At 63.1% G+C, this 1,019-nt stretch carries 1 protein-coding gene; it reads left to right on the plus strand.

The annotated features are described in order from the left end of the window. Positions 1-155 precede the first annotated feature (155 nt). Positions 156-1,019: AfsR/SARP family transcriptional regulator (locus AC5RWX_RS33720; protein ID WP_494100491.1), on the plus strand; the 864-nt coding region annotated here is incomplete at its 3' end.

Below are 1,019 nucleotides of genomic sequence, written 5' to 3' on the forward strand. Positions count from 1 at the left end.
GCCTTTTGATTCACACCGCTGGGAGCCTGCGTAAAGCCCCTCAGGACCAAGTACTGGGGGCTTCCAAAAGTGAGTAGTCAACACTGTTGTTCGCCTGTTTGCCCTCCCCCTTCAATGAGAACCACGCACCACCGAACAACATGGGGGAATCAAAAGTGATTACTTTGGAACTGCCGAACAACACGGGCCAGGCAAGCCTTGTTTCCGAAGTGTCGCCGCAGGCGCCGACACTTCAAATTTCGGTATTCGGCCCGTTGACCATTCGCCGCGGCGACACTGAGCTGAGCGCCAACGACCTTGGCGGACCCAAGCCCCGCCAGGTACTCGAAATTCTCCTGATGAACTTTGGCTCGGCAGTATCGAAGACCCGGCTGATGGATCTGCTGTGGGGCGGCAACCACCCGGCCGTGGCACTGCCTACCCTCGAAAGCTACGTCAGCGTCCTTCGGCGCCACCTGCAGCCCGGTACCGGACGAACCGGTCCCCTGAGGACGGTCACGGGCGGCTATGCCATCGACCGGTCGTTGGTGGAACTTGATCTGGACCGCTTCGAGACACTGACCAAGATGGCGGGCCAGGCGGAGCCACGCGCGGCGCTTGCACTGCTGACGGAGGCGCTTGACTTGGCTTCCGCTCCGCTGCTCGGGGACGAGCTGCTGCCAGCCTGGGCAGAGGAGGAGCGGGCCGCGCACGCAGCGCAAGTGGGTCTTGCCCGCGTCATGGCCGCAGAAACCGCGCTCTCCGTGGGGGAAGTAGGCAAGGCTATCGCCTGGGGCGGGGCTGCGGTCAAGGAAGATCCCCTCAACGAACGGGCATGGACGGCTTTGATTCTTGGGCTGGAGCAGAATGGCGAGAACACGGAAGCTTTGCGGGCCTATGACCGCTGCCGTAGGACCCTTGACCAGGAATTGGGCTGCGCCCCGGGCCCGGCGCTGAGGGAGGCACAAACCAGGCTTCTCAGGAGCACTGCGACAACATCCCTGCCGGCGGAGCCTGTTGGCCCCATCCAGGTGGTCACC

The organism is Arthrobacter sp. SPT-J7, from assembly GCF_059089965.1.